General features: G+C 66.9%; 25 protein-coding genes and 1 tRNA gene. 23 read left to right on the forward strand and 3 right to left on the reverse strand.

The window, feature by feature from the left end; translation table 11 throughout:
- The 12 genes from hemA to RMO01_RS01770 form a co-directional block, all read left to right on the forward strand.
- A partial coding sequence (gene hemA, locus RMO01_RS01715) for a 5-aminolevulinate synthase (protein WP_309627325.1) occupies positions 1-692 on the forward strand: 692 nt, incomplete at its 5' end.
- Positions 692-871, forward strand: a complete 180-nt coding sequence (locus RMO01_RS01720; protein ID WP_309627326.1) for a DUF6898 family protein — start codon at positions 692-694, stop codon at positions 869-871. The genes hemA and RMO01_RS01720, both read left to right, overlap by 1 nt.
- 72 nt (positions 872-943) lie before the next feature.
- Positions 944-2,230: a serine hydroxymethyltransferase gene (gene glyA, locus RMO01_RS01725; protein WP_309627327.1), complete on the forward strand. Its 1,287-nt coding sequence runs from the start codon at positions 944-946 to the stop codon at positions 2,228-2,230.
- Positions 2,231-2,242: 12 nt separating this feature from the next.
- Positions 2,243-2,719 carry a transcriptional regulator NrdR gene (nrdR, locus tag RMO01_RS01730; RefSeq protein ID WP_309627328.1) on the forward strand — a complete coding sequence of 159 codons (477 nt, stop codon included), beginning with the start codon at positions 2,243-2,245 and terminating at the stop codon, positions 2,717-2,719.
- The gene (locus tag RMO01_RS01735) at positions 2,719-3,351 is read left to right on the forward strand and encodes a RibD family protein (RefSeq protein ID WP_309627329.1); all 633 of its coding nucleotides are present in this window, start codon (positions 2,719-2,721) and stop codon (positions 3,349-3,351) included. Before nrdR ends, RMO01_RS01735 begins: the two co-directional genes overlap by 1 nt.
- A 4-nt stretch (positions 3,352-3,355) precedes the next feature.
- Complete coding sequence (locus RMO01_RS01740) at positions 3,356-3,946, forward strand: riboflavin synthase (RefSeq protein ID WP_309627330.1); 591 nt, start codon at positions 3,356-3,358, stop codon at positions 3,944-3,946.
- Positions 3,946-5,079: a 3,4-dihydroxy-2-butanone-4-phosphate synthase gene (ribB, locus tag RMO01_RS01745; RefSeq protein ID WP_309627331.1), complete on the forward strand. Its 1,134-nt coding sequence runs from the start codon at positions 3,946-3,948 to the stop codon at positions 5,077-5,079. The genes RMO01_RS01740 and ribB overlap by 1 nt, the downstream gene beginning before the upstream one ends.
- Positions 5,076-5,537, forward strand: a complete 462-nt coding sequence (gene ribH / locus RMO01_RS01750; protein ID WP_309627382.1) for a 6,7-dimethyl-8-ribityllumazine synthase — start codon at positions 5,076-5,078, stop codon at positions 5,535-5,537. The genes ribB and ribH overlap by 4 nt, the downstream gene beginning before the upstream one ends.
- Positions 5,534-6,064: a transcription antitermination factor NusB gene (gene nusB, locus RMO01_RS01755; RefSeq protein ID WP_309627332.1), complete on the forward strand. Its 531-nt coding sequence runs from the start codon at positions 5,534-5,536 to the stop codon at positions 6,062-6,064. Before ribH ends, nusB begins: the two co-directional genes overlap by 4 nt.
- A 2-nt stretch (positions 6,065-6,066) precedes the next feature.
- Positions 6,067-7,056, forward strand: a complete 990-nt coding sequence (gene thiL / locus RMO01_RS01760; RefSeq protein ID WP_309627333.1) for a thiamine-phosphate kinase — start codon at positions 6,067-6,069, stop codon at positions 7,054-7,056.
- A gap of 91 nt (positions 7,057-7,147) precedes the next feature.
- The gene (locus tag RMO01_RS01765) at positions 7,148-7,579 is read left to right on the forward strand and encodes a hypothetical protein (protein WP_309627334.1); all 432 of its coding nucleotides are present in this window, start codon (positions 7,148-7,150) and stop codon (positions 7,577-7,579) included.
- Positions 7,580-7,792: 213 nt separating this feature from the next.
- On the forward strand, positions 7,793-9,940 hold the full coding sequence (locus RMO01_RS01770) for a sodium-translocating pyrophosphatase (RefSeq protein ID WP_309627335.1): 2,148 nt from the start codon (positions 7,793-7,795) through the stop codon (positions 9,938-9,940).
- 102 nt (positions 9,941-10,042) lie between these two features.
- Here RMO01_RS01770 and RMO01_RS01775 read toward each other — a convergent pair whose 3' ends face one another.
- Positions 10,043-10,522: an outer membrane protein assembly factor BamE gene (locus tag RMO01_RS01775; protein WP_309627336.1), complete on the reverse strand. Its 480-nt coding sequence runs from the start codon at positions 10,520-10,522 to the stop codon at positions 10,043-10,045.
- A gap of 91 nt (positions 10,523-10,613) precedes the next feature.
- Here RMO01_RS01775 and RMO01_RS01780 point away from each other — a divergent pair, with 91 nt between their 5' ends.
- The 7 genes from RMO01_RS01780 to RMO01_RS01810 all read left to right on the forward strand — a co-directional run bounded on the left by RMO01_RS01780 (position 10,614) and on the right by RMO01_RS01810 (position 14,783).
- Entirely contained in the window at positions 10,614-11,153 is a 540-nt protein-coding gene (locus RMO01_RS01780) for a ubiquinol-cytochrome C chaperone family protein (RefSeq protein WP_309627337.1), read from the forward strand.
- Positions 11,150-11,674 carry a DUF177 domain-containing protein gene (locus tag RMO01_RS01785; RefSeq protein ID WP_309627338.1) on the forward strand — a complete coding sequence of 175 codons (525 nt, stop codon included), beginning with the start codon at positions 11,150-11,152 and terminating at the stop codon, positions 11,672-11,674. Before RMO01_RS01780 ends, RMO01_RS01785 begins: the two co-directional genes overlap by 4 nt.
- Positions 11,675-11,769: 95 nt before the next feature.
- The gene (gene plsX, locus RMO01_RS01790; protein ID WP_309627339.1) at positions 11,770-12,846 is read left to right on the forward strand and encodes a phosphate acyltransferase PlsX; all 1,077 of its coding nucleotides are present in this window, start codon (positions 11,770-11,772) and stop codon (positions 12,844-12,846) included.
- Positions 12,843-13,820, forward strand: coding sequence for a beta-ketoacyl-ACP synthase III (locus tag RMO01_RS01795; protein ID WP_309627340.1), 978 nt, complete (start codon positions 12,843-12,845; stop codon positions 13,818-13,820). Before plsX ends, RMO01_RS01795 begins: the two co-directional genes overlap by 4 nt.
- A gap of 91 nt (positions 13,821-13,911) precedes the next feature.
- A complete protein-coding gene (locus RMO01_RS01800; protein ID WP_409013028.1) occupies positions 13,912-14,205 on the forward strand; it encodes an integration host factor subunit alpha in 294 nt (97 codons plus the stop codon).
- Positions 14,205-14,633: a MerR family transcriptional regulator gene (locus tag RMO01_RS01805; RefSeq protein WP_309627341.1), complete on the forward strand. Its 429-nt coding sequence runs from the start codon at positions 14,205-14,207 to the stop codon at positions 14,631-14,633. Before RMO01_RS01800 ends, RMO01_RS01805 begins: the two co-directional genes overlap by 1 nt.
- A 73-nt stretch (positions 14,634-14,706) precedes the next feature.
- A tRNA-Pro gene (locus RMO01_RS01810) sits at positions 14,707-14,783 on the forward strand.
- A gap of 147 nt (positions 14,784-14,930) precedes the next feature.
- On the opposite strand, the gene RMO01_RS01815 is transcribed toward RMO01_RS01810, so the two are convergent.
- Together RMO01_RS01815 and RMO01_RS01820 are read right to left on the reverse strand one after the other, a co-directional pair.
- Positions 14,931-15,143 (reverse strand): DUF2842 domain-containing protein, encoded by a 213-nt coding sequence (locus RMO01_RS01815; protein WP_309627342.1) that lies wholly within the window; start codon positions 15,141-15,143, stop codon positions 14,931-14,933.
- The gene (locus RMO01_RS01820) at positions 15,143-15,397 is read right to left on the reverse strand and encodes a transglycosylase (RefSeq protein ID WP_309627384.1); all 255 of its coding nucleotides are present in this window, start codon (positions 15,395-15,397) and stop codon (positions 15,143-15,145) included. Before RMO01_RS01820 ends, RMO01_RS01815 begins: the two co-directional genes overlap by 1 nt.
- A 142-nt stretch (positions 15,398-15,539) precedes the next feature.
- Here RMO01_RS01820 and RMO01_RS01825 point away from each other — a divergent pair, with 142 nt between their 5' ends.
- From RMO01_RS01825 to argC, 4 genes are all read left to right on the forward strand, one after another.
- Positions 15,540-16,631 carry a COX15/CtaA family protein gene (locus RMO01_RS01825; protein WP_309627343.1) on the forward strand — a complete coding sequence of 364 codons (1,092 nt, stop codon included), beginning with the start codon at positions 15,540-15,542 and terminating at the stop codon, positions 16,629-16,631.
- A gap of 183 nt (positions 16,632-16,814) precedes the next feature.
- A complete protein-coding gene (rplM, locus tag RMO01_RS01830; RefSeq protein ID WP_309627344.1) occupies positions 16,815-17,291 on the forward strand; it encodes a 50S ribosomal protein L13 in 477 nt (158 codons plus the stop codon).
- Positions 17,292-17,293: 2 nt separating this feature from the next.
- On the forward strand, positions 17,294-17,794 hold the full coding sequence (gene rpsI / locus RMO01_RS01835) for a 30S ribosomal protein S9 (RefSeq protein ID WP_309627345.1): 501 nt from the start codon (positions 17,294-17,296) through the stop codon (positions 17,792-17,794).
- 74 nt (positions 17,795-17,868) lie between these two features.
- A complete protein-coding gene (gene argC / locus RMO01_RS01840; protein ID WP_309627346.1) occupies positions 17,869-18,831 on the forward strand; it encodes an N-acetyl-gamma-glutamyl-phosphate reductase in 963 nt (320 codons plus the stop codon).
- Positions 18,832-18,847: the final 16 nt, after the last annotated feature.

Consider the following 18,847-nt stretch of genomic DNA (forward strand, 5'->3'; position numbering starts at 1 on the left):
CCCCCAAGCTGATCGCGTTCGAGAGCGTCTATTCGATGGACGGCGACATCGCCGACCTGGCCGGGACCATCGCCCTGGCCAAAAAATACAACGCCATGACCTATCTCGACGAGGTCCATGCCGTGGGCCTCTACGGCGCGACCGGCGCGGGCGTGGCCGAGCGGGACGGGGTTCTGGCCGGGATCGACATCGTCGAATGCACCCTGGGCAAGGCCATCGGCGTCATGGGCGGCTATATCGCCGCCGACGCGGTGATCATCGATGCGGTGAGGTCCTGGGCCTCGGGCTTCATCTTCACGACCTCGCTGCCGCCGGCCCTGACGGCGGGCGCCCTGGCCTCGGTCCGGCATCTGAAGACGCATCCGGAACTGCGCGAAGCCCATCAGGAGCGCGCGCAGACCCTGAAGGACCGGTTCGCCGCCGCCGGCATCCCGGTGATGCCGAGCGAGAGCCATATCGTGCCGGTCTTCGTCGGCAATCCGGTCCACGCCAAGATGATCTCGGACATGCTGCTGGAAGACCACGGCATCTATGTCCAGCCGATCAACTACCCGACGGTGCCGAAGGGCACCGAACGGCTGCGCTTCACGCCCTCGCCGAACCACGACGACGGCATGATGGACGCCCTGGTCAGCGCGATGGACAAGCTGTGGACCCATTGCAACGTCGCCCGGATGCCGGTCGCGGCGTGATGAGCGACGGTCTCGGCGAGGTCATCGTCGAGGCGATCCGCAACGGGACCTATCTGAAGGTCACGGCCGTCCATGTCGCCACCGGGCGCGAGGCGACGGCGGTCGGGCCGGCGCATGAGCCCAAGGCCGTCGAACGCCTCGCTATCGCCAAGCTCAAGCGGCTTCTCGACGCGCCCTGACACAAGATGTTGTGGTGAACGGGCGCGGGGACTAGACAGGCGGCCTCCCATCCCGTCAGCCCGGACCTGCCCGTGACCGCTCCCTTCATCCACGACGCCTATTTCTCCAAGGGTCTGGCCGAGGCCGATCCCGAAGTGTTCGGCGCCATCCAGGGCGAACTGCATCGCCAGCAGGAACAGATCGAGCTGATCGCGTCCGAGAACATCGTCTCGAAGGCGGTGCTGGAGGCGCAAGGGTCGGTGCTGACCAACAAGTACGCCGAGGGCTATCCCGGGCGACGCTACTACGGGGGCTGCGAGTTCGTCGACGTCACCGAGGATCTGGCGCGTGAGCGAGCCAAGGAACTGTTCGGCGCGGCCTTCGCCAACGTCCAGCCGCATTCGGGGGCCCAGGCCAACCAGGCGGTGTTCCTGGCCCTCCTGCAGCCCGGCGACACCTTCCTGGGTATGGATCTGGCCGCCGGCGGTCACCTGACGCACGGCTCGCCGGCGAACCAGTCGGGAAAGTGGTTCCGGCCCGTGACCTATTCGGTGAGCGCCGACAGCCATCTGATCGACTATGACCACGTCGCAGAGATGGCGCTGAAGGAAAGGCCGAAGCTGATCGTGGCTGGCGCCTCGGCGTACAGCCGCCACATCGACTTCGCCCGGTTCCGCGAGATCGCCGACAGCGTCGGGGCATATCTGATGGTCGACATGGCCCACTATGCGGGTCTGGTTGCGGGTGGCGTCTATCCGAACCCGGTGCCGCACGCTCACGTCGTGACGACGACGACGCACAAGACCCTGCGCGGACCGCGCGGCGGCATGATCCTGTCCAACGACATCGAGCTGGGCAAGAAGTTCAACTCGGCCGTCTTCCCCGGCCTGCAGGGCGGCCCGCTGGAGCATGTCATCGCCGCCAAGGCCGTGGCCTTCGGCGAGGCGCTGAAGCCCGAGTTCAAGCTCTACGCGAAACAGGTCGTCCTGAACGCCCAGGCCCTGGCCGGGGTGCTGATCGAGCGCGGCCTGGCCGTCGTGTCGGGCGGCACTGACAGCCACATCGTGCTGGTCGACCTGCGGCCCAAGAGCGTGACCGGCAAGGCGACCGAACTGCAACTCGAGCACGCCCTGATGACCTGCAACAAGAACGGCGTGCCGTTCGACACCGCGCCCTTCACCGTCACCTCGGGCGTTCGGCTGGGCACGCCGGCGGGCACGACGCGCGGCTTCCGCGAGGTAGAGTTCAAGCAGATCGGTCACTGGATCGCCGACGTCGTCTCCTCGATGAACGGCGGGGACGAGGCCGATCCGGCCGTGATCGCCGAGGTCGCCGGACAGGTGCGGGCCCTGACCGCCCGCTTCCCGATCTACGGATGATAGGGACCTGAGATGAAGTGCCCGTTTTGCGGTAACGCGGACAGCCAGGTGAAGGACAGCCGCCCGTCGGACGACGGCGCGGCCATCCGTCGTCGCCGGTCGTGTCCCAACTGCAACGGGCGCTTCACGACCTTCGAGCGGGTGCAACTGCGCGAACTGGTGATCCTGAAGCGGAACGGACGGCGCACGCCGTTCGACCGCGACAAGCTGGAACGGTCGCTGGCCATTGCCCTGCGCAAACGCCCGATCCAGCCCGAGCAGATCGAACAGCTGGTCAGCCGCATCGTGCGCCAGCTGGAGAGCCTGGGCGAGACCGAGATCCCGTCCAGCGTCGTCGGAGACTTCATCATGAAGGGGCTCAAGGGCGTCGATGAGGTCGCCTATGTCCGCTACGCCTCGGTCTACAAGGACTTCCGGGCGACCGGCGACTTCGCCCGCTTCCTCGGCGACGAGGGCCTGGACGACGATCAGGGATCGTCGAGAAGCTGATGAGACCGCGTATCACCTGGAAGGTCGCCACGTCGCTGGACGGGCGGATCGGCACGTCGACGGGCGAGAGCCAGTGGATCACGGGGCCGGAGGCGCGCGAGCAGGGCCACCGGCTGCGGGCCGCGAACGACGCCGTGCTGGTCGGGGTCGAGACGGTTCTGGCGGACGATCCGCGCCTGACGGTGCGGCTGCCGAACGGAGAAACGGGCGCCGATCCGTTGAGGATCATTCTGGACAGCCGGCTGAGAACACCTCCGTTCGCAAGGCTGGCCAAGGCCGGCACGCTGATCCTGACGACGCGCGAGCCCATCGCGGTCGGAGAGGCGGAAATTCTGAAGGTGAAGGGCGACGCGCATGGCCGTCCCACCGTGGATGCGGTGCTGGCAACCCTGTCCGGACGCGGCGTGAAGTCCCTGATGATCGAGGGCGGCGGGCGCGTTGCGGCGGCCTTCGTCACGGCCGGCGTGGTCGATGCGATCGAGTGGTTCCGCGCGCCGATACTGCTGGGCGGAGACGGCCGTCCGGGGGTCGCTGCCCTCGCTCTGGCGCGGCTGGCTCACGCTCCGAAATACCGACGCCTTGCGGCGGAGCCCATGGGTGACGACCTGTGGGAACGTTACGAGAAGGCTTGAAGCATTGTTCACGGGAATCATCACCGACATCGGCCGCGTCCGGTCGGTTGCGCAGACGGCGCGCGATCGCCGCTACGAGGTCGAGACCCGCTGGGACGTGTCCGGCATCGATCTGGGAGCGTCCATCAGCCACGCGGGCTGTTGCCTGACGGTCGTGGAAAAAGGCGAGGGCTGGTACGCCGTCGAGGTGTCGGGCGAGACGCTGGACAAGACCACGCTCGGCGGGTGGACTGCGGGCGCCCTGATCAATCTGGAGCGGGCGACGAAGGTCGGCGACGAACTGGGCGGACATATCGTCTCGGGCCATGTCGACGGTCTGGGGACGGTCATCGCGATCACCCCTGACGGGGGCTCGCACCGGCTGACGATCGAGGCCCCCGCGCCTCTGCACCGGTTCATCGCCGCCAAGGGCTCGATCACCGTCGAGGGCGTGTCCCTGACGGTGAACACGGTCGAGGGACAGCGGTTCGGCCTCAACATCATCCCCCACACCTGGGACGCCACGACCCTGGGTGAGCTTCAGGTCGGCGACGCCGTCAATCTCGAGATCGACATGCTGGCGCGATACCTCGCGCGGTGGCAGGAGACAGCCTGATGCAACTGGCCGCGAACATGAATGACAGCCCGATAAGCCCCATCGAGGACATCCTTGAGGATGCCCGCAACGGCAAGCCCTATATCCTGGTCGATGCCGAGGATCGTGAGAACGAGGGCGACATCATCATTCCGGCCCAGTTCGCCACGCCGGACCAGATCAACTTCATGGCCCGGCACGCCCGCGGCCTGATCTGTCTGGCGATCACGGCCGAGCGCGCCCGCCAGCTGCGCCTGCCGCCGATGACCGCCGACAACCGGACCAGTATGGGCACGGCCTTCACGGTATCGATCGAGGCGCGCGAAGGGGTGACGACCGGGATTTCGGCCGCCGATCGGGCCCGCACGGTGCAGATCGCCGTGGATCCGAACCGGGGCGCCGACGATATCGTCTCGCCGGGCCACGTCTTTCCGCTGATCGCTCGCGACGGCGGGGTTCTGGTTCGGACCGGCCATACCGAGGCGGCCGTGGACATCAGCCGGATGGCCGGACTGACGCCGGCCGGCGTGATCTGTGAGGTCATGAACGATGACGGCACCATGGCGCGGTTGCCGGATCTGGTCGCCTTCGCCCAGTTGCATGGGCTGAAGATCGGCACCATCGCCGACCTGATCGCCTATCGCCGCCGGACCGAGCGGTTCGTCGAGCGGATCATGGACACGCCGTTCGACAGTGTTCACGGCGGGCCTTTCCGCCTGATGCTCTACAAGAACACCATCGAGGGCGCCGAGCATGTCGCCCTGGTCCACGGCCGGATCGAGCCGGGCAAGCCGACGCTGGTGCGGATGCACCAGGTGGACTTCGCCGCCGACCTGCTGGGCCATGTCGAAAACCGGCAGAGCTATATTCCCGACGCCCTGAAGACGATCACCGCCCATGACGGACCGGGCGTCGTCGTCTTCCTGCGCGATCCGACGCTGCAGGGTCTGGCCGAGCGGCTGGCCGGCGTCGACAAGCCGGCGGCGGTCGATCGCAGCCTTAGAAACTACGGCGTGGGCGCACAGATTCTGCTGGATCTGGGGGTCAAGGACATGATCGTCATGAGCTCCACCCGCCCCGAACCCGCCGCCATCGAGGGCTATGGCCTGCGCATCGTCGGCTGGCGTGACATGGACGGAGAAGACCAATCCTGAAGGATCCCACCCGCGTCCTCGTCGTCGAGGCGCGCTTCTATGACGAACTGGCCGACGCGCTTCTGGAAGGCGCGAAGGATGCGCTGCGCTCGCAGGGCGTTCAGTTCGACGTCATTACCGTTCCGGGTGCGCTGGAAATCCCTCCGGCGATCGCCCTGGCCGAGGAGGCCGGACGCTATCCCACCGCGCCGCGCTATGACGGATATGTCGCCCTGGGCTGCGTGATCCGGGGCGAGACCTATCATTTTGAGATCGTGTCCGATCAATCGGCCTCGGGGATCATGCTGCTGGGCATACGCGGAACGATCATCGGCAACGGCATCCTGACGGTCGAGGACGAAGACCAGGCCTGGGCCCGGGCCCGTCTTTCCGAGGGCGACAAAGGCGGCGGGGCGGCCCGCGCCTGCCTGGACCTCATTGCGCTGAAGAAGCGTCTGCGCGTAGGGCTCGGGGAATGATCGAACCCAACTCCATTCAGGCGGTCCTCGCCCAGCTGGCCGAGAACGAGCGGGCCCAGGCCGAACCGCAACTGACGAGCCGCCAGCGCCGTGCGCGCACCGTGGCGCGTCTGGCCGCCGTGCAGGCCCTTTACCAGATGGAGCTGGCCGGGGAGGGCGTCGAGACCGTCATCACCGAGTTCTCGAACCACCGCTTTGATTCCGATATCGAGGGCGAACCCCTGGCGGAGGCTGACGAGGCCTATTTCGCCGATGTCGTGCGCGGTGTGATCGGCGACCAGAAGGACATCGACGCCGCGGTGAAGGCGCGTCTGGCCTCGAACTGGCGGATGGAGCGTCTGGACGCGACCCTGCGGGCCCTGTTGCGCTGCGGGGCCTGGGAGCTGACCCACAAGGCCGAGGTGCCCAAGGAAATCGTGATCGACGAGTATGTCGAGCTGGCCAAGGCCTTCTTCGACGATGCCGAAGCCAAGTTCGTCAACGCCGCCCTGGACGGCGTCGCCCGCGACGTGCGCCCGAAGGCCTAGGCGTGGCTGCCGTCGACGCCGCCGGCGAATTCGAGACCATCAAGACGCTGTTCGCCCCGCTGGCCCATCCGGACCATGCCTGGGGTCTGACCGACGATGTGGCGGTGATGCCCACGCGACCCGGGGCCGATCTGGTCCTGACCAAGGACGCGATCGTCGAGGGCGTGCATTTCCTGCCTGACGACCCGCTGGATACGGTTGCGCAGAAGCTGTTGAGGGTGAACCTGTCGGATCTGGCGGCCAAGGGCGCCGAGCCGTTCGGTTACCTGCTGGCCTGTCACTGGTCTCCGCGCTGCGGCTGGCCGGAGCGGGAAGCCTTCGCGGCGGGGCTGGCGGCGGACCAGAAAACGTTCGGCATCCATCTGCTGGGCGGAGACACGGTGCTGACGCCGGGGCCGGCGTCGTTTTCTGCGACCATGCTGGGCTGGGCGCCGAAGGGCGGATCGGTGACGCGCGGCGGAGCCAGGCCGGGGCACGGCATCTATGTCACCGGGATAATCGGCGACGGCTGGCTGGGGCTGGAGGCGGCGCGGGGCCATCTGAAGCTGGAGCCGGAGCGGATCGACGTCCTTGCGGAACACTATCGCCGGCCCGTGCCGCAGCTGGCCTTCGGTCAGGCGGTGCAGGGCCTGGCGACGGCCATCATGGACGTTTCGGACGGTCTGATCGCGGACCTCGGCCATATCGCGGCGGCGAGCGGCGTGGCCGCCGAGGTTCAGCTGGAGTTACTGCCCCGGTCGGCGGCGGCGACGGCCTGGTTCGACACCCGGACCGATCCCGAGGCCGCGCTGGTGACCCTGGCGACCGGCGGCGACGACTATCAATTGCTGCTGACGGCCCATCCATCGGACGAGGCGGCGCTGAAGCGCGAGGCGGACAGGCTGCTGCTGCGCCTGACCCGGATCGGCACGGTCTCGGCCGGGCAGGGGGTCACCGCGACCTATCTTGGAAAACCCGTCGAGATCCGCAAGTCGGGCTGGACCCACGGCTGAAACGGCCCCGGCTCTCCGCTTCGCTCTGGCCGGGATGACAGGCTCACCACTCAGCAACGGAATCTCAATCGGTTCGCGCGATACAGGTCCCATGCGCCGCAGAGACATCTTCGCCCTCGGAACCCTGGCCCTGGCCGGAACCGCCGCCACCGCAGCTTCGGCGTCGGAAGCGCCGTCCGGCGGCGGAGGCGGGGCGACCCTGAACATCGCCGGCGTCGGGCTTCCGATCATCGCCGGCGGCCGGATACGCAACTACGTCTTCGTGACCATCAGCCTGACGCTTGGCTCCGGAACGACGCCCGAGCAGATGAGGGCCAAGGAGCCCTATTTCCGCGACGCCCTGGTCCGCGCCGCGCATCGCACGCCGTTCGTGCTAGCCGATGACTGGACCCAGGTCGACGCCCCGGCGGTCTGCGCCATGCTGATGCGTGCCGCGCCCTCGATCTCGGGAGCCGGCTCCATCGCCAGCGCCCAGGTCGCGCTTCAGGCCCCGCGCCGCCGAACGGGCGTCCGGGCGTCCTAGGGCTACCGCTCGCTGCTTGAGCGCAAGCGACTGCACCCCTGACAAAACGCCGGTTGCGTCGACACGACGCAGTTGGCAAGCTTCCGCCGCAATTCCCGCGGGACGCGCTACTGCGTCCAGACTGCGCACGGGGGGACCGGAAGGCGGACAGAGGCGAATAACGCCCGCCGCGCCAAGGGTCCGCGCGCCTATGCATTAGGTATGGAAACGCCAATGACAAACTATCTGTGGCTAGTGATAGCCGCCGGTGCGCTGGGGGTCCTTTACGGACTGATCCAGACCGCCAGTCTGATGAAGGCCGAAACCGGCAACGACAAGATGCGAGAGATCGCAGCCGCCATTCAGGAAGGGGCCTCGGCCTATCTGAAGCGCCAGTACACCACCATCGGCATGGTCGGGGTGGTCATCCTGATCGTCGCCTGGCTGCTGATCGGCCAGTATGCCGCCATCGGCTTCGTGATCGGCGCGGTCCTTTCGGGCCTGGCCGGGTTCGCCGGCATGCTGATCTCGGTCCGCGCCAATGTGCGCACGGCGCATGCGGCGTCGCAAAGCCTGTCCAAGGGGCTGGACCTCGCCTTCCGTTCGGGCGCCATCACCGGCATGTTCGTGGCGGGCGGCGCCCTGATCGGCGTGGCCGGCTACTACGCGGTGCTGACCGAAGGCCTGGGCCTGGAGTCGACAGGCCGCGAGGTCATCGACGGTCTGGTGGCCCTGGGCTTCGGCGCCTCGCTGATCTCCATCTTCGCGCGTCTGGGCGGCGGCATCTTCACCAAGGGCGCCGACGTCGGCGGCGACATGGTGGGCAAGGTCGAGGCCGGCATTCCCGAGGATGATCCCAGAAACGCCGCGACCATCGCCGACAACGTGGGCGACAACGTCGGCGACTGCGCCGGCATGGCGGCGGACCTGTTCGAGACCTATGCGGTGACTACGGTCGCCACCATGGTGCTGGCGGCCATCTTCTTCCGCGACCAACCCTATGTGGACGTGATGATGCTGCTGCCGCTGGCCATCTGCGGCATCTGCATCGTGACCTCGATCGTCGGCTCGTTCTTCGTGCGTCTGGGCAAGTCGAACAACATCATGGGGGCCCTGTATCAGGGCCTGATCGTCACCGGCGTCCTGTCGGTCGGCGCAGTGTACTGGGTCATCACGACCCTGGTCACCGGACCGGTCGTGACGACCAGCGGCCTGCAGATCGAGCCGATGGCTCTGTTCTGGGCCGGCATGGTGGGTCTGGCTGTCACCGCGGCCATTGTGGTGATCACCGAATACTACACCGGCTCGAACTTCCGTCCGGTGCGCTCGGTCGCCAACGCCTCGGTCTCGGGGCACGGCACCAATGTGATCCAGGGTCTGGCCGTGTCGCTGGAGTCCACCGCGCTTCCGGCGCTGGTCATCATCGTCGGCATCATCGCCAGCTTCCAGCTGGCCGGGTTGTTCGGCATCGCCATCGCCACCACGACCATGCTGGGCGTGGCCGGGATGATCGTGGCGCTCGACGCCTTCGGTCCCGTGACCGACAACGCCGGCGGCATCGCCGAGATGGCGGGTCTGCCGGCTGACGTTCGTCACGTCACCGACGCCCTGGACGCGGTGGGCAACACCACCAAGGCCGTCACCAAGGGCTATGCGATCGGTTCGGCGGGCCTCGGCGCGCTGGTGCTGTTCGCGGCCTACACCTCGGACCTGCAATACTTCGCCGCCAACCCGGCCGAGTATCCCTTCTTCGCCAACATGGGGGTGGTCGCCTTCGACCTGACCAATCCCTACGTCGTCGTGGGTCTGCTGTTCGGAGGGCTGCTGCCCTTCCTGTTCGGCGGCATGTCGATGATGGCCGTGGGCCGTGCGGCCGAATCGGTCGTCGAGGAGGTGCGTCGCCAATTCCGCGAGAACCCCGGCATCATGACCTATGAGGTCAAGCCGGAGTACGGACGGGCCGTCGACATCCTGACCAAGGCGGCGATCCGCGAGATGATCGTGCCCAGCCTGTTGCCGGTGCTGTCGCCGATCGTCCTGTTCACGGCCATCCTGTTCATCTCGGACAAGGCCAACGCCTTCGCGTCACTGGGCGCCATGCTGATGGGCGTCATCGTGACCGGCCTGTTCGTGGCCATCTCGATGACCTCGGGCGGCGGCGCGTGGGACAACGCCAAGAAGGTCATTGAAGAGGGCTTCACCGACAAGAACGGCGTCGTCCACGGCAAGGGCTCCGAGGCCCACAAGGCCGCGGTGACCGGCGATACGGTCGGCGATCCCTACAAGGACACGTCCGGCCCGGCGGTGAACCCGATGATCAAGATCACCAACATCGTGGCCCTGCTGCTGCTGGCGGTGCTGGCGAGCGGGAATATCGGCTAGCCAGGTGTCTTCCCCGTTCGCCGTCTGGCGGACGGGGAAGCTCAAAAGAGAAAGGCCCCGGAGATCGCTCCCCGGGGCCTTTTTCTGTGCGTGGGCGACAGCCTAGTCCGGACGGCGTTGCCCCGGGACGTCCTCGTCCGTGCGGGGCAGCTGGCCGCGGCCGACGTTGCCGAGCAGCTGTTCGATGATGGTCAGCTCGCGACCACGGGTCGGGGTCTCGCGACGTTCCATGGCGATCTGCTGACCGTCCTCGAGGCCGAGGTTGCGGACCTCGGTGACCTTGTCGTCCGTCTCGCTGAAGGTGATGGCGGTGACGCTGCGCTGGGACACCTGGGGGCGGTTGTAGGTGTACCGCTCCGTCGTCTGGGAGATGTAATACCAGATATTGTCCTCGAAGGTCGAAACGGCCGAGGGTGAACCAAGCTGGGCCAGGACGGTCGACTTGGTGTCTGTGCCGGTGACGATGTCCTTCGGATTGACGTCGATGACCTGGAAGCCGTGGTTGCCCACGACGGGCGCGCAGGCGACCGCCAGGGGCGCGAGGGCGGCCAGGACGGCGAGACGAACGACGAACTTATTCATGGAAGCGGGCGCCTGGGACGAAACAAGGTCTTTGACCTAACCGGACCTGACGCCTAGTTCAACGGCGCGGCGGAAAAGGGGCCGTATACCGATGCTGAAGAACCTGTTCCGAACCCGATCCGCCGAGCGCATGGGGCTGCCGTTGTATACGGCGGCCGTCGAGCAGGCCCGTGATCCGGGATTCTATACCGCCTTGGGCGTGACCGACGAGATCGACGCCCGGTTCGAGCTCTACACCCTGCATGTCCTGCTGCTGATCCTGCGTCTGCGCGACGAGACGGGCGCCGAGGCCGAACAGGCCGCCGAGGCGGCGCAGAACCTGTTCGACGTCTATGTGTCAGCCCTCGACAACGCGTTGCGGGAGCTGGGCGTGAACGACGTGACCATGGCCAAGAAGATGCGGCGTCTGGGCGAAGCTCTTTATGGCCGGATGACCGCCTATGAGACTGCGCTGCGGGCCGGCGATACGGCCGGACTGTCCGATGGACTGGCGCGCAACGTCTATGCGACCGAAGACGCCGGACAAGCGGGGGGGCTGGCGGCCTATGCCCTGACGGCGCGCGGGGTGCTGGCGAAACAATCGATCGACACGGTCCTGACCGCGCCGGTCTGGCCGGAGGTCAAGGCATGAACCCCGAGCAGCGTCTGCTTTTCAGCGAGGTCGTGCGCATCAACGAGATCGGCGCCGGGCTGGAGCGCCATCTGGTTCCCGACGAGGCGGCCCGGAAGCGGATCATCAAGGCGCTGGATCTGGCGTCCCTGTCGACGTTCGAGGCCGATCTGAGGGTCACGCCCGGCCGCGTAGGCTGGACCCTGACGGGACGGGTCATGGCGACGCTTGAACAAACCTGCGGCATCACTCTGGACCCGCTGCCGGTCGAGATCGACGAGCGGTTCTCGGTCGATCTTGTCGAGGCGGTCGAGCCGGAGCCGGACGAGATCGAGGTCACCCTGGACGATGACGCGCCCGACGTGATCGAGGACGGCCGGATCGACCTCGGTCAATACGCGGTCGAGCAGCTGGCCTTGACGCTGGACCCGTTCCCCCGGAAGCCGGGTGCGGAATTCGTCCAGCCGGCGGAGCCCGCCGAAATCTCGCCGTTCGCGGTCCTGAAAGCCTTCAAGCCGAAGGACGACGGCGGGAAATCTTGACGTAGCGTCGGCGCCGTTTGCATACGCGCGGCGCGGCGGTATCCTGTGATCAGCAGAACGCGTCGCAACGTCGGCGCACCGGAGTTTCCGACCCCTTGCCAGCCCCCACACTTATCTCGCTCGATGCCATGGGCGGCGACCATGGCCCGCCCGTCGTCGTCGGCGGCATCCGCGACTACATCCGCAGGCATGGGGGGGAGGGGGTCACCTTCCTGCTGCACGGGGACGAGCAGGCGATCGTCGCGGAACTGGCGAAGCACAATCTGGCATCGAACGTCTGCGACATCCGGCACACCGACAAGAAGATCGCGTCCGACGAAAAGCCGGCCACGGCCATGCGGCGTGGCAAGGGCTCCAGCCTGTGGAACGCCATCGAGGCCGTGAAGTCGGGCGAAGCCGGGGCAGTCGTTTCCGCCGGCAACACCGGCGCCCTGATGGCCATCTCCAAGCTGATCCTCCGCATGTCGGCGCCGGGGCTGGAGCGGCCCGCGATCGTGGCCAGCTGGCCGACGCTACGCGGCGTCACGGCGGTCCTGGACGTCGGGGCCAACATCGAGAGCGACGCCGAACAGCTGGTGGAGTTCGCCATCATGGGCGAGGCGTTCCACACGGCTGTGCATGGCGTGGCCAGACCCACGATCGGCATCCTCAATGTCGGATCCGAGGACATGAAGGGGCACGAGGAGGTCCGCGAGGCGGCGCGGATCCTGCGCGAAGGCGGGCTTGGCCTGAACTACCACGGCTTCGTCGAGGGCGACGACATCGCCAAGGGCACGGTCGATGTGATCGTCACGGACGGCTTCACCGGCAACATCGCCCTGAAGACAGCCGAAGGCGTGGCGCGGTTCATCTCCAGCCTGTTGAAAGAGGCCCTGACCTCCAGTCTGCAGGCCAGGCTGGGAGCGGTGATCGCCATGCCGGCGTTGAAGGCCATGGCGCAGAAGATCGATCCCAGCGCCATCAACGGCGGCCCGCTGCTGGGGCTGAACGGTATCGTGGTCAAGAGTCACGGCGGCGCCGACGCCAAGGGATTCGGAAACGCCATTCGCATCGCTGTCGATCTGGCCCGCAGCGACTATATGCAGACCGTCGGCGCCAATCTGGGTCGACTGGACGACGTCATGCACGCCCCCGCGCCCCCCCAATCCCAGTCCCAAGAGAGCGTTTCGTGAGCGTCATCCGTAGCGCCATAACCGGCGTCGGTTCCTTCCTGCCGGAACAGATTGTCACCAACACCGACCTGGCCGAGTTCGTCGACACCTCCGACGAATGGATCATCGAACGCACCGGCATTCGCCAACGGCACAGGGCGCGCGACGACCAGCCGACCAGCGACCTGGCCGCCGAAGCGGCGAAGCGCGCGCTCGCTGACGCCGGCAAGACCGCCGCCGACGTCGACATGATCATCGTCGCTACCACGACGCCCGACATGACCTTCCCGGCCACGGCCTCGATCGTGCAGCGCAAGATCGGCGCGCCGGTCTGCATCGCCTTCGATGTCCAGGCCGTCTGCTCGGGCTTCGTCTATGCGCTGAGCGTCGCCGACGGCTTCGTGGCGCGGGGTCTGGCCAAGTGCGCGCTTGTCATCGGCGCCGAGGAGATGACCCGGCTGATGGACTGGACCGACCGGACAACCTGCGTCCTGTTCGGCGACGGGGCAGGGGCCATCGTCGTCGAGCCGCGCGAAGGGCAGGGGACCTCGGCCGATCAGGGCCTGCTCGGTTTCGCCCTGCGCTCGGACGGGACCAAGACCGATCTGCTCTATGTCGATGGCGGGCCGTCCAGCACCGGGACCGTCGGCCACCTGCGGATGGCGGGCAACCAGGTCTTCCGCCACGCCGTGGTGAACATCGCCGAGGCCATCACCGCCGCTTGCGCCGCGTCCAACATCACCGTGCCCGAGGTCGACTGGTTCGTGCCGCACCAGGCCAATCAGCGAATCATCAAGGGCGTGGGCGACCGGCTGGGTCTGGACGAGCACAAGGTGATCTCCACGGTCGCCATGCACGCCAACACCTCGGCCGCCTCGATACCGCTGGCGCTGGACGCCGCCATTCGGGACGGCCGGATCAAGAAAGGCGATCTGGTCCTGCTGGAAGCCATGGGCGGCGGTCTCACCTGGGGGGCCTGCGCTTTCCGGCTGTAATTCCCTGACCTGCGGCGCGGTGTACTTTGACTTCGCCCGCTTTTCGCCCTTTATGGTGCTTCGGGATCAGAGGGGACAAACCTTGGGCGAACTGCAAACCTTGACCCGCGCGGACCTCTGCGAGGCCGTCCACGAAGAGGTCGGCCTGTCGCGACTGGAATGCTCCAGCATGGTCGAGCGGACCCTGGAGCTCATCGTCGAGAGTCTCGAGCGCGGCGAGACCGTCAAATTATCGGGCTTCGGCGTGTTCCAGGTGCGCGAGAAGCGCGCACGCATGGGCCGTAATCCGAAGACGGGCGAGCCGGCCGCGATCAATCCGCGCCGCGTCATCAGCTTCCGCGCCTCCCAGATAATGAAATCCCGCGTCCACGGCGCCGGCGCCTGATGGCCAAAGGCCCCGACGCCTTCCGGACGATTTCGGAGGCCGCCGAGGCTGTTGGCGCGCCGCAGCATGTGCTGCGGTTCTGGGAGACCAAATTTCCCTTCGTCGCCCCAGTAAAGCGTGCGGGCGGTCGGCGGTTCTATCGCCCCCAGGACATCGTGGTGCTGAAGGCCATCCGTCGGCTGCTGCATGACGAGGGTCTGACCATCAAGGGCGTGCAGCGTTTGCACAAGGAACAGGGGCTGGCGCGTCTTGCCGCCTACGGGGATGTCAACGCCGGCTTCAGCATGGACGCGGAACCGGGACCGGCGCACGCGCCGGCGAACGAACCGCTCGCGCCGACTTCCGGCCGCTCCGAGCGCGAATTGCGGGCGATTCTGGCCGATCTGGAGGGCGCCCGCGCGCGTCTCGACACCGTTCTGGCGGGCTGAATCAGGCCATCCGACGCAAGCTGCGTTTTCTCGTTTGCGGCGACGCCCACCCGCCGCTATAGGACCGGCCTCTCGGAGCGTGGCGCAGCCTGGTAGCGCACTTGACTGGGGGTCAAGGGGTCGCAGGTTCGAATCCTGTCGCTCCGACCATCTTCCTCTTCAGGAAAATGAGTCGGCTAAAGAGGGGTCGCTTTCGAGCGGCCCCTTTTTGCATATTGGTGCGCTACAGCTGGGCGACGCGGCCGCTCCCTGCTTGAGCGCATTTTGGTGCGCAGCCACTCGCCGCGCACCCTGCCGCTACCGCTTCTTCAGAAACGGCTTCCCCTCGGCCCACGACATCAGGGGCAGCAGCGGCACGCCCCAGGCGGTGCCGGCGATGCCGTAGAACAGCAGGGTCGCGACCGGATGGTCGGGCACATGGGCTCCGACGGCGATGAGCAGCCAGACATAGAAGCCCAGGAACACGACGATTCCGACTGAGGCGATCGCCCGACGCGCTCGCAACCCCATCAGCGGGTGTTCCGGAACAGATAGTAGGTGATCAGGCCCAGGACCGTGCCAGCGCCGGACCACAGAACCCAGCGGAACTCGTCCATCGTCGAGACCCCGAAGACACGCACGGCGAGGAACCATCCGCAGGCCGCGCCGGTGAAGGCCACCAGCGAGGCGGCGAACAACCCGCGCCTCCCGGTCAGCAGATCGGCGATCCACGCCAGGACGAAGGCGCCCAGTATGGCGATCACGATATCGGCGTATTCCAGCACTGATTCCAAAACGGGGCTCCAGGCAGGTCGGGTTGCGACCTTGCGTCATGACTTCGGACTTTGATCTCGCCACGATCGAAGTGCATACCGCCCCGGTCGTCACGAAGGGCGACACTGTATCCGTTGGAGCGTCGGGCGTCGAATGAGCCGTTTCGGAAGTCGGGACCAGTCGAAAACCGTCGCCATATGGCTGTTCGTCTGCGCCGCCATGGTGTTCGCCATGGTGGTCATCGGAGGGATCACCCGGCTGACGGGCTCAGGCCTGTCGATCACCGAATGGAAGCCGATCATGGGCGCCCTGCCGCCGATGAATGCGGCGGACTGGTCTGAGGCCTTCGAAAAATATAAAGCCATCCCCCAGTACCAGCAGGTCAACGCCGGTATGAGCCTGCCCGAGTTTCAGACGATCTTCTGGTGGGAATGGGCGCACCGGCTGTTCGGACGGCTGATCGGCGCCGCCTTCGCCCTCCCGTTCTTCGCCTTCCTGGCCTTCCGTCTGCTGCCGGAACGGTCGTTCTTGGGTCGGATGGCCATTCCGACGCGCCTGATCTGGCGTTGCGCCATCCTTCTGGCTCTCGGCGGCCTGCAGGGATTGATCGGCTGGTGGATGGTGTCGTCGGGCCTGTCAGAGCGGGTCGACGTCGCCCCCGAGCGGTTGGCGACCCACCTGGGGCTGGCCCTCATCATCTTCGCCGGCCTGATTTGGACGGCCCTCGAGGCCTGGTCGGGGGAAGAGCATTCGCGTTCGCCGGCGGGTTGGAGCCGGGGCGCGGCCGTCCTGCTGGCTGCGATCTTCGTGCAATGCCTGCTGGGCGGGTTGGTCGCGGGCGCCAAGGCGGGCTTCATCTACACCGACTGGCCGTTGATGAACGGCGATATCCTGGCCCCCGTCGACTGGGGTCTGGGTGGCCTGGCCTTCCTGCACGACCACGCCCTGGTCCAGTTCAATCACCGGATCTTCGCCTACGTCCTGCTGATCGGCGGGACAATCTATGCGGTTCAGGCGTGGCGCTGGCGGCTGGCGGAGGGGCTGGGCGTCTCGGCCTTCCTCCTGACGGCCGCTATCTGGCTGCAGGCGGCGCTGGGGATCGTGACCCTGATCCATGCCGTTCCCCTCTGGCTGGGCGGACTGCATCAGGCGGGGGCGGCGGTCGTTCTCGCGCTCGCGACGGCCAATCTTTGGCTGGTCCGGCGCTCACAACCCCGGCTTTTCATGTCCGGACCGCGTCTGTAGGGGCTCAATTCGTGCGGTATTTTAATACCGTTGCTGGAAACGCGTGTTAAAACAGCACGCTAGGCTGTTCTGCACGCTGAGGCCGGCATTGACGCCTGTGGACGTTTCCCCTACTAGCGCGCCTTCGCTCGCTTCGGCCCGTCCGGAGCGACCCCGTTTCGCCTCCTGTTCAGGAACCACCTCATGCTGAAGAGCACCACGGCTGCCTTGAAGCCGTCCGAGGTCACGAGAAAGTGGATCCACATCGACGCTGAAGGCGTCGTCGTGGGCCGTCTCGCGACCTTCATCGCCATGCGTCTGCGCGGCAAGCACCTGCCGACCTACACCCCCCACGTGGACTCGGGCGACTATGTCGTCGTGACCAACGTCGACAAGGTCGTGTTCACCGGCAAGAAGCTGACCGACAAGGTCTACTATCGCCACACCGGCCACCCGGGCGGCGTCAAGTCGACGACCCCGCAGAAGGTCCTGAACGGCCGCTTCCCCGAGCGCGTGCTCGAGAAAGCCGTCGAGCGCATGATGCCCAAGGAAAGCCCGCTGGCTCGCACCCAGATGACGCACCTGCGCCTGTTCGCCGGTTCGGCCCACGAGCACGACGCCCAGCAGCCCGAGACCATCGACTTCGCCGGCCGCTCGGCCAAGAACACCCGGAGCATCTGAGCATGACCGACGTCACTCAAGACACCGCGACCGGCTTCGACGCCCTGAAGGGCCTCGGCGTTTCGGACAACGGCTACGACAACTCGGCTCCGGTCTACGTCCGCAAGGTCGACGCCCAGGGCCGCGCCTATTCGACCGGCAAGCGCAAGAACGCCATCGCCCGCGTCTGGGTCATGCCGGGCACCGGCAAGTTCACCATCAACGGCAAGGATCAGCTGCAGTATTTCGCCCGCGAAATCCTGCGCATGATGATCGCCCAGCCGCTGGTCGTCTGCGGTCGCGAGACCGAGTTCGACGTCGTCTGCACCGTTGAAGGTTCGGGCCTGTCGGGCCAGGCCGGCGCCATCCGCCACGGCCTGTCGCACGCCCTGACGCACTTTGAACCGGCCCTGCGCCCGGTCCTGAAGCCGCACGGCTTCCTGACCCGCGACAGCCGCGTCGTCGAGCGCAAGAAATACGGCCGCGCCAAGGCCCGTCGTTCGTTCCAGTTCTCGAAGCGCTAAGCCGTTTCACTACGGTTTGGATCAGGGCGCTTCGGGAAACCGGAGCGCCCTTTTTCTTTGGTCGGGAGACACCCATGACCCACACCATCTTCATCGACGGCGAGGCCGGGACCACGGGGCTGGAGATCCGCCAGCGGCTGGAAGGCCGTGCGGACCTGGAGTTCATCTCCCTGACCGGCGACCGTCGGAAGGACCCGGCCGCGCGCGCCGAGGCGCTGAACGCCGCCGACGCCGTGATCCTGTGCCTGCCCGACGAGGCGGCGAAGGACGCCGTGGCCATGATCGAGAACACGACGACGCGGGTCATCGACGCCTCGACCGCCTTCCGCGTCGCCACCGGCTGGACCTACGGCTTCGCCGAGATGGACGCGGTCCAGCGCGGCGAGATCTGCGGGTCGCGCAGGGTGTCGAACCCCGGCTGCTATCCGACCGGTTTCATCGGCCTGATGCGGCCGCTGGTGAAGGCCGGGCTGGTGCCCGCCGACTGGCCGGTGACCGTCAACGCCGTGTCCGGCTACTCCGGCGGTGGAAAATCAATGATTGCCGAGTTTGAACAGGCCCCCCGGTCAAGCCGGGGGGTGACGATGGGGGCGCCGCCTTTCCGCGCCTATGGCCTGTCGCTGCAGCACAAACATGTGCCCGAGATGACCAAACACTCGGGCCTGCGCCACGACGTCCTGTTCGCCCCGGCCGTCGGCCACTACCGCCAGGGCATGCTGGTCGAGGTGCCGCTGCAGCTGTCCGCCCTGCCCGAGACCCCCTCGATCGACCGCCTGCACGGCGCCCTGGTCGAGGCCTATGACGGCTGCCGCTTCGTCGAGGTCGCGGGGCTGGATGACAGCGAGGCCATGACGGGGCTGGATCCCGAGGGGCTGAACGGCACCAACCGGATGCGGCTGCACGTCTTCGGCCATCGCGACGGCTCGCAGGCGCGGCTGGTCGCCTTGCTGGACAACCTCGGCAAGGGGGCGTCGGGCGCGGCGGTGCAGAACCTGAACCTGATGCTCGGGCTGGACGAGGCGACGGGACTGAGCTGAGGCTTGCAACCTCGTC

It is taken from the genome of Brevundimonas sp. (assembly GCF_031412435.1).
GTDB lineage: Bacteria > Pseudomonadota > Alphaproteobacteria > Caulobacterales > Caulobacteraceae > Brevundimonas.